Annotated in this window: 9 protein-coding genes and 1 riboswitch; of the genes, 6 read left to right on the top strand and 3 right to left on the bottom strand. The window is 66.1% G+C overall.

What is annotated here, in order from left to right:
* Nucleotides 1-28: 28 nt before the first annotated feature.
* A riboswitch (cobalamin riboswitch) is annotated at nucleotides 29-239 on the bottom strand.
* A 36-nt stretch (nucleotides 240-275) separates the two neighbouring features.
* Together cobO and G6P99_RS17575 are read left to right on the top strand one after the other, a co-directional pair.
* Complete coding sequence (cobO, locus tag G6P99_RS17580) at nucleotides 276-929, top strand: cob(I)yrinic acid a,c-diamide adenosyltransferase (RefSeq protein ID WP_029080688.1); 654 nt, start codon at nucleotides 276-278, stop codon at nucleotides 927-929.
* An 11-nt stretch (nucleotides 930-940) separates the two neighbouring features.
* Nucleotides 941-2389, top strand: coding sequence for a cobyric acid synthase (locus G6P99_RS17575; RefSeq protein WP_029080689.1), 1449 nt, complete (start codon nucleotides 941-943; stop codon nucleotides 2387-2389).
* A gap of 1 nt (nucleotide 2390) precedes the next feature.
* Here the strand turns inward: G6P99_RS17575 and cobD are convergent, their stop codons facing one another.
* Nucleotides 2391-3356, bottom strand: coding sequence for a threonine-phosphate decarboxylase CobD (gene cobD / locus G6P99_RS17570; protein WP_029080690.1), 966 nt, complete (start codon nucleotides 3354-3356; stop codon nucleotides 2391-2393).
* Nucleotides 3357-3367: 11 nt separating this feature from the next.
* Nucleotides 3368-4309 carry an adenosylcobinamide-phosphate synthase CbiB gene (gene cbiB, locus G6P99_RS17565; protein WP_029080691.1) on the bottom strand — a complete coding sequence of 314 codons (942 nt, stop codon included), beginning with the start codon at nucleotides 4307-4309 and terminating at the stop codon, nucleotides 3368-3370.
* Nucleotides 4310-4437: 128 nt separating this feature from the next.
* On the opposite strand from cbiB, the gene cobU reads away from it, so the two are divergent.
* The 4 genes from cobU to G6P99_RS17545 all read left to right on the top strand — a co-directional run bounded on the left by cobU (nucleotide 4438) and on the right by G6P99_RS17545 (nucleotide 6870).
* Entirely contained in the window at nucleotides 4438-4941 is a 504-nt protein-coding gene (gene cobU / locus G6P99_RS17560) for a bifunctional adenosylcobinamide kinase/adenosylcobinamide-phosphate guanylyltransferase (RefSeq protein ID WP_029080692.1), read from the top strand.
* Between the two features lie 32 nt (nucleotides 4942-4973).
* Nucleotides 4974-5606, top strand: coding sequence for a 5,6-dimethylbenzimidazole synthase (gene bluB, locus G6P99_RS17555; RefSeq protein ID WP_029080693.1), 633 nt, complete (start codon nucleotides 4974-4976; stop codon nucleotides 5604-5606).
* A gap of 318 nt (nucleotides 5607-5924) precedes the next feature.
* Nucleotides 5925-6122 (top strand): CbtB domain-containing protein, encoded by a 198-nt coding sequence (locus G6P99_RS17550; RefSeq protein WP_029080695.1) that lies wholly within the window; start codon nucleotides 5925-5927, stop codon nucleotides 6120-6122.
* A 10-nt stretch (nucleotides 6123-6132) separates the two neighbouring features.
* On the top strand, nucleotides 6133-6870 hold the full coding sequence (locus G6P99_RS17545) for a CbtA family protein (protein WP_029080696.1): 738 nt from the start codon (nucleotides 6133-6135) through the stop codon (nucleotides 6868-6870).
* A gap of 20 nt (nucleotides 6871-6890) precedes the next feature.
* On the opposite strand, the gene G6P99_RS17540 is transcribed toward G6P99_RS17545, so the two are convergent.
* Nucleotides 6891-8162, bottom strand: a complete 1272-nt coding sequence (locus G6P99_RS17540; RefSeq protein WP_165128811.1) for a CaiB/BaiF CoA transferase family protein — start codon at nucleotides 8160-8162, stop codon at nucleotides 6891-6893.

Here is an 8162-nt window from a genome sequence, read left to right as displayed (position 1 = left end):
CCGTCGCGGAACACCCCGTCCGCCGGTCTCACAACACGTTGCGTTGGCAGGTCTCCCGGCTTGCGGAGCAGGATTTCTCCCTCGATGCCCACCTTCCCGATTCTCGACAAGGAATCAGTGGCTTTGGGCATCTCTCCGGTCACGGTCGCGGGGGCGGCTGCTTTTCAGGCCCACCTTGAGCCCTATCGCATTCCCTCTTCGCCTGTCGTAGGACAGGAACCAACGCGGGCCCACCATTCGTCCGTGGCTCGAACTTGTCAAGCCGAAGGAACGTCATGATTTCTGAAGAAAACGGCGCCGAAGACGAGGTCGTCAGCAGCGAGGTTTCGCTGGATGCGCGCCACGCGACCAAGATGGCGAAAAAAAAGGTCGCCCGCGACAAGATCATGGCGACCAAGAGCGGCGAAAAGGGTCTGATCATCGTTCATACCGGCGCCGGCAAGGGAAAGTCCTCCTCCGCCTTCGGCATGATCGTGCGCTGCGTGGCGCATGGCTTCCCATGCGCCGTGGTGCAGTTCATCAAGGGCGCCTGGGATACCGGCGAGCGCCGCCTGCTCACCGGGCATTTCGGAGAGCTCTGTCAATTCCACGCGATGGGCGAAGGTTTTACCTGGGAGACCCAGGATCGCGCGCGCGACATCGCGGCGGCGCAGGCCGGCTGGGAGAAGGCCAAGCAGCTGATCGCAGACCCGAGCTTGCGCATGGTCGTGCTCGACGAGATCAACATCGCGCTGCGCTACGATTATCTCGCCATTGCCGATGTCGTCGACTTCCTGACCACGTCGAAGCCGCCGATGACGCATGTCGTGCTCACCGGACGCAATGCCAAGGATGAATTGATCGAGATCGCCGATCTCGTCACCGAGATGACGCTGGTGAAGCATCCGTTCCGCTCCGGCATCAAGGCCCAACCGGGCGTCGAGTTCTGACTGTTATCGCCATGGCGCGCGCATTGATGATCCAGGGAGCGGGTTCGGACGTGGGCAAGTCGCTCATCGTCGCGGGCCTGGCGCGCGCTGCCAGACGACGCGGCCTGCGCGTCTTGCCTTTCAAGCCGCAGAACATGTCCAACAACGCGGCCGTGACCATCGACGGCGGCGAGATCGGACGTGCGCAGGCCCTGCAGGCGCTCGCCGCCGGTGTCGAGCCGCACACCGACATGAACCCGGTGCTGCTGAAGCCGGAGAGCGATGTCGGTGCCCAGATCATCGTGCACGGCAAACGGATCGCGACCGCACGCGCGCGCGAATATTCCGCTATGAAACCGTCGCTGATGGGCGCGGTGCTGGAGAGCTTTGCGCGGCTGAAGGATCGCGCCGATTTGGTGCTGGTCGAAGGTGCCGGCAGCCCCGCCGAGGTCAATCTGCGTAAGTCCGATATCGCCAATATGGGCTTTGCGCGCCGGGCTGACGTGCCCGTGGTGCTGGTCGGCGACATCGACCGCGGCGGCGTGATCGCGCAGCTCGTCGGTATCCAGGCGGTGATCGATCCCGAGGATGCCGCGATGATCCAGGGTTTTCTCATCAACAAGTTCCGCGGCGATCCGACGCTGTTCGACGACGGCTACCGCTTGATCGAATCCCGCACGGCGTGGCGCGGCTTTGGCGTACTGCCCTGGTTTACCCGCGCCGGTGAGCTTCCGGCCGAAGACGCGCTCGGGCTCGCCGACGCGCGCAAGCCCGGCCAGTGCAAGATCGCCTTCCTTGCGCTGTCGCGCATCGCGAATTTCGACGATCTCGATCCGCTGAAGCTCGAGCCCGGCGTCGATCTCGTGATGGTGCGACCAGGCGAAGCCATCCCGGGTGATGCGCGGCTCGTCATCCTGCCCGGCTCGAAATCGACCCGCGGCGACCTCGCCTTCCTGCGCGCGCAAGGCTGGGACATCGATCTCCTGGCGCATCATCGCCGCGGCGGCCATGTCCTTGGCCTCTGCGGCGGGTATCAGATGCTCGGCGAGAGCGTCGCCGATCCCGACGGGATCGAAGGCCCGGCCGGCGAAACGCGCGGCCTCGGACTTCTTGATATCACAACTGTCATGACCGAGCAGAAGACGCTGACGCGCGTCAGCGCGGTGCATGCTGCCACATCTCAGCCGATCAGCGCCTATGAAATCCACATCGGGCGCACCGACGGTCCGGATCGCGCGCGGCCTTTTGCGACGCTTGACGGCGCAGCAGAAGGTGCCGTTTCCGCGGATGGTCGCGTTCACGGCAGCTATCTGCACGGCCTGTTCACGTCAGACCAATTTCGCAAGGCGTTCCTTGCGAGGCTCGATATTCCCGCGGCCGACCAGCCATACGGCGCCCGGGTCGAGAGCGCGCTCGATGCGCTCGCCGAACACATCGAGACCCATCTCGACGTCGAAGGCCTGCTCGCGCTGGCGCGCTAGGTCAGCGCGACAATGCCGTGGAGAGGCGAGCCCATTCGGCCTCGCTGCCGGGCAAACCGAGGCGCAGCCATCCCGGCCGCTGCCGGAAGACGCGCGACCAGATCAGCCCGCGCGCAAGCTTGTCCTGTGCGGCCAGCGCATCGCGGGTCTCGTAGAGACGGAACAGCGGCGTGCCACCGACCAGGGTCCACCCCTGCGATCGCACCGCTGCATCGAGCCTGACGCAGTCGGCCGCCAGCCGCGCGGCCGTCGCCTTTGCCCAGTCGTGATCGCGCAGCGCCCGCCGCCCGATCGCGATTGCGGCCCCCGACACCGGCCATGGGCCCGCCATCGCCGCAAGCGCGGCGATATCCGTCTCGCTGCCGATCGCGAAGCCGAGCCGCAGCCCGGCAAGCCCGTAGAATTTGCCGAACGAGCGCAGGATCACGAGCCCCGCTCGTCCGGCTTCCGGTGTGAGCGACAGGTCCGGCACGGCGTCCGCAAAACTCTCGTCAATCACGAGCCGGCCGACGCGCGGCAATAGCGCGAGCAACTCGCGCCGCTCATGGTGCCGCCCATCGGGATTGTTCGGGTTGACGACCACGGCAAGACCGGCGCCCGCAAGCGCTGCGAGATCGGACACCTCGTCGACGTCCCATCCGGCGGCCGACAACACTGCGGCATACTCATTGTAGGTCGGCGCCAGGACACGCGCCCGCCCCCGGGACGCCAGCTGGGGCAGCAGCTGAATAGCGGCCTGCGCACCGCCCATCGCCAAGATCGGCGCGTCGGTCGCATAAGCCTGCCGCGCGGCGGTGTGCAGGGATTCGATCTCGGATCGCGACGGCAACGCGCTCCATTGCCGCGGCTCCACATCGACGTCAGGATAAGGCACCCGATTGATCCCCGTCGACAGGTCGATCCAGTCCTCCGCAGCGCCGCCGAAGCGTTGCTGGGCGACATCGAGATTTCCGCCGTGCTCGCGCATGCCCCGCTCCTTCACGCCAGCGCCAGGGCTGTGAACGCCGCAGCCAGCAGCATCGTGGCGTAACGATAGAGTTTCAGCCCGGCGAAGATGTCGGCGGCAGCCGGATCGCGCGCGCCCTCGTTCAGCCAGGGCTCATCGGCGATGCTGCCGTGATAGATGCGGGGACCGCTGAGCCGCACGCCGAGCGCACCGGCCATCGCCGCTTCCGGCCAGCCGGCATTCGGCGAGCGATGGCGGCGCGCGTCACGCAACATGCATGACCACGCCTGCGATGGCCGCGGCGCGAGCACCACGAGCAAAAGTCCGGTCAGCCGCGCCGGAATGAGATTGGCGAGATCGTCGATCCGGGCGGCGGCCCAGCCAAAGGCGTCGTGCCGCTCGGTGCGATGGCCGATCATCGAGTCCAGTGTGTTGATCGCCTTGTAGCCGAGGATTCCCGGCAGGCCGAACAGCGCGCCCCAGAACACTGGCGCGACGATGCCGTCGGATGCATTCTCGGCGAGGCTCTCGATGGTCGCGCGCGCGATGCCGGCATCGTCGAGCGTCAAGGGATCGCGTCCGACAATCTGCGCAACCGCCGAACGCGCGGCCGCGATGTCGCCGGACGCCAGCGGATTGGCCACCGCCGCGACATGGTCATGCAGCGAGCGCAAGGCTACCAGCGGCCACGCCAGCACACCAACAAGGACGACGCGCACCCATCCGGATCCGAGCACGGACTGAACCGCCCAACCGAGAGCCGTCACCAGCGCGATCACCAGGATAGCAGCCGCGACACCCGCGACGCGACGCAACGCCGGCGGATCGGTGTCCCGGTTCCAGGCTCTGTCGACAAGATGGATCAGCCGGCCGAGCCAGGTCACGGGATGGCCGATGCGTGCAAACAGCGGCGATGGCCAGCCGATCAGGGCATCCACCGCCATCGCCACCGCCATCGCTCCCGCAAAACCCACTTAACCCTCTCCTCGCCGCGATCCCCCTGATGCGCAAGACATTGGCCGAGTGCAAGCCCTCCGTGGCGGATTTCGGCTTTGTGTTTCACCGCGATTGGTGGTTAGAGCGGACGTAGACAGGAGATCCCATGGCCGTCATTCTGATCACGGGTGGAGCTCGCTCCGGTAAAAGCCGGCGCGCTGAACTGCGCGCGCGCAGCTTTCCGGAGCGTCCGGTCTATATCGCGACCGCCGAGGCGCTCGATGCGGAAATGGACGAGCGGATCGCCAAGCATCGCGCGCGGCGCGGCAGCGACTGGATCGAACGCGAGGTGCCGCTCGACCTCGTCGCCGCGCTGTCCGAGACCGATGGCGGCGGCGCAAGGCTGGTCGATTGCCTGACGCTCTGGCTCTCGAACCTGCTGCATGCGGAGCGCGACTGGACCGAGGAAGTGACGCGCCTGGCGGATGCGCTGCCGCGTCAGCACAGCCCGGTCGTCCTGGTCACCAACGAGGTTGGCCTCGGCATCGTGCCCGACAATGCACTGGCGCGCAGCTTCCGCGATGCCGCCGGCATCATGAACCAGACCATCGCCGGCGTGGCTGACGAGGTCGAGTTCGTCGTTGCGGGCCTGCCGGTGAAGCTCAAGTGAAGTCCGCGATGGATTCAGCCAAAGGCCCCGCGATGGTCTCCTTCGATGATGCGTTTCGCCGCCAACTGCAGGAGCTGTTCGTGTGGCGGCGCGACGTGCGGCGCTTCCGAACCGATCCGCTGCCGGATGGCACGATCGAGCGGCTGATCGAGGTCGCCTGCCTATCGCCCTCGGTCGGCCTGAGCCAGCCCTGGCGGTTCGTCATTGTCGACGATGCGGTGCGCCGCCGCGCAGTGATCGAAGACTTCAAGACCTGCAACGCCGATGCGCTGCGGTCTTACTCGGGCGAGCGTGCCGCGAAATATGCCGCCTTGAAGCTATCGGGCCTGGAAGAGGCGCCCGGCCATCTCGCCGTATTCGCCGACAAGACCGAGCACATCGGCTCCGGCCTTGGCCGCGCGACGATGCCGGAAACGGTTGAGTATTCCGTGGTGGCTGCGATCTGCTCGATGTGGCTTGCCGCCCGCGCCGAAGGCATCGGGCTCGGCTGGGTCTCGATCCTCAACCCGACCCGCATTCAGGAGATTCTGGAAATACCGGACGCCTGGAAATTCATCGGCTACCTCTGCATCGGCACCCCCCAGGCAGAATGTGACCGTCCGGAGCTTGAGCAGGCCAAATGGGAATCGCGGCGAGGTCCGGGTGCATTCACCATCCGACGCTGATGGAGCTCCGGCCGGCAGCGGCGCTCCGAGCTGCGACGCTCACTGGCGCGCCGACATCGCCTCCCTGGTCTTTGGCCTCCCGGAGCACAGCGCGATCTGCGCGGTGCACCAGGGCGCATTTCGGACGTTGCTCGGCACGGACCCGACGCCGGACGCCTGTCTTGGCTATTTCGGACGGTTTGAAGACGCGTTCAGGGCCGCGGCGCGCGCCAAGATTGTGCGCAAGCGCATCCCTGTTGCAACAAATTTGCATCTTACCAGTCGCGACATCGCGCGAAAGCTGCTAGAAGCCGAGCAAATCGAACGTGGAGAACGACCATGAGCCAATCCCAGGTCACGCAAGCTCAAGTCACGCATCTGCCGGCCGCCGCCGGACAGGTCGGACGGCTTGCCCAGTCCCTGATGGCGATGACGCTCGGTCTGTTCATCGTCGGCGTGGTCGGCTTCTCGCACATCGACGTGATCCACAACGCGGCGCACGATGTGCGCCACTCCAACGCGTTCCCCTGCCACTGACCGCCTTGGCATGAGCACGTTTCGCTCGATCGTCTTCTCGTCGGTCATTGCCGGTTTCATCGTTGGCCTGATCGTCACGGCGGTCCAGCAGTTCGGCACCGTCCCCCTGATCCTCAAGGCCGAGGTCTACGAGAAGGCGGCCGAGCACAAGCACGAGGCCGCCGCGCCACCGCAGGTGACCCTCGTGCACGATCATGCGGATCATGATCATGGCGCGGAGGCGTGGGAGCCGCGGGACGGGCTGGAGCGCAACCTCTATACCGCGGGCGCCAATATCCTGACCGGGATCGGCTTTGCGCTTCTGCTCTGCGGCTTCTTCTCGGTTCGCAGCGGCGCGACCGGCGAGCCAATCTCCTGGCACGAAGGCCTGATGTGGGGCCTCGCAGGTTTTGCCGTCTTCACGATCGCGCCGGGCCTTGGGCTGCCGCCTGAACTGCCGGGTGTCCCCGCCGCACCACTGATGTCGCGTCAGATCTGGTGGGTGACGACGGTGCTGGCGACTTCGGCCGGCCTCGGGCTGATCGTTTTCCGGCGTTCGGCACCGGCCGCGATTGCCGGCGTGGTCCTGATCATGCTGCCGCATTTGATCGGCGCGCCCGAGCTGGAGCATGTCGAGACCAGCGTGCCGTCGTCATTATCGCATCAGTTCGTGGTCGCGGTCACGCTGACCAGCCTGGTGTTCTGGTCCCTGCTCGGCAGCCTGACCAGTGCGGCGTTCGCGTATTTCGATCGCCCCACTTCGGCCTGACGGCGTGATGATGACGCGACTCAGCTCGCCTGCCTGAGCCGCTTCCCGGCCCGCAACTCCCGGTCCTGCACCAGCACCTTCTCGGCATAGAGCTGGTCGATTTCCTGCTCGGACAGCCCGAGCTCGCCCAGGATCGCTTCATTGTGCTCGCCGAGCAGGTCGGCCCTCAGCTCGGTGCGCTGCGGCCATTCCGAGAAGCGCATCGGCGCGCCGGGAATCGCAAACTTGCCGATCCGGGGATCGCTGACATGGCGGACCGTGCCGCGCTCGATCAGATGCGGCTGCGCCATGGCATCATTCAGGGTTAGCACCGGCGCGCAGGGAATTCTCTCTTTTTCCAATGCCGCGATCGCTGCATCGCGCGACGGAAACGTCTTGAGCCAGGCTTCGACGATCTCCCCCACCAGCACCCTGTTGTCGGCGCGGGCGCGCGCGGACTCGAACCGCGGATCCTTCTCGAGCTCCGGCCTCCCCAGCGCACGAACCATTTGCGGCCATTGATGCGCCAGCGCGCAGATCACGAGAAACTCGTCCCGGCCGCAATCGAACACGCCGACCGGGCCGCCGTTCGGATGCAGCGAGCCTTCCCGCTGCGGCACAAAACTGTCGCCGCGCAGCGAGACCTTCGGCACATTGGCCTCGTGCATATGGAAATAGGTGTCGAGCAGCGTCGACTCGATGAACTGCCCTTCGCCGGTACGCTCGCGATGCAGCAGCGCAAAACCCACCGCCATCGCCGCGGCAACGCCGGTCGACGCGTCGCCGATCGCGACCGGCACCTGCGCCGGCTTCCCGTCGGGGTCGCCGATCACGCCGGTAATGCCGGCGAAGGCCTGCGCGATGTAGTCGAAGCCCGGCTTGTCGCTGAGCGGACCGCTCTGCCCCGCAAAAGAGATCGAGCACATGATCAGCCGCGGATTGATCTTTTTGAGCGTCTCGTAGCCAAGTCCGGCGCGCTCCATCACGCCGGGCGTGAAATTCTCCACGAGAACGTCGGCCTTGGCCGCGAGCCGGGTCAGGATCTCGCGGCTCTTCTCGTGCTTGAAGTCGAGCGCGAGGCTGCGCTTCGAATGGTTCTGCTGGAAGAAGTAGGTGCTCTGCGACGTGTTCTTGTAGGCGGGATCGCGCGGCTTGAGGCCCTGGAAGCGCGACCGGTCGCCAAACGGCGCGAGTTCGATCTTGATCACGTCGGCGCCGGCTTCGGCCAGCAGACGCGTGCAGGTCGGGCCCGCGACGAACTGGGTGATATCGAGCACGCGATAGCCGGTCAGCATTTTCGGAGGCAGGGTCAT

The sequence above is a fragment of the Bradyrhizobium sp. 6(2017) genome (assembly GCF_011058295.2).
GTDB classification, from domain to species: Bacteria; Pseudomonadota; Alphaproteobacteria; order Rhizobiales; family Xanthobacteraceae; genus Bradyrhizobium; species Bradyrhizobium septentrionale.
Note: the sequence above shows the minus strand (reverse complement) of the source record. Positions and strands in the feature narration are given on the sequence as shown.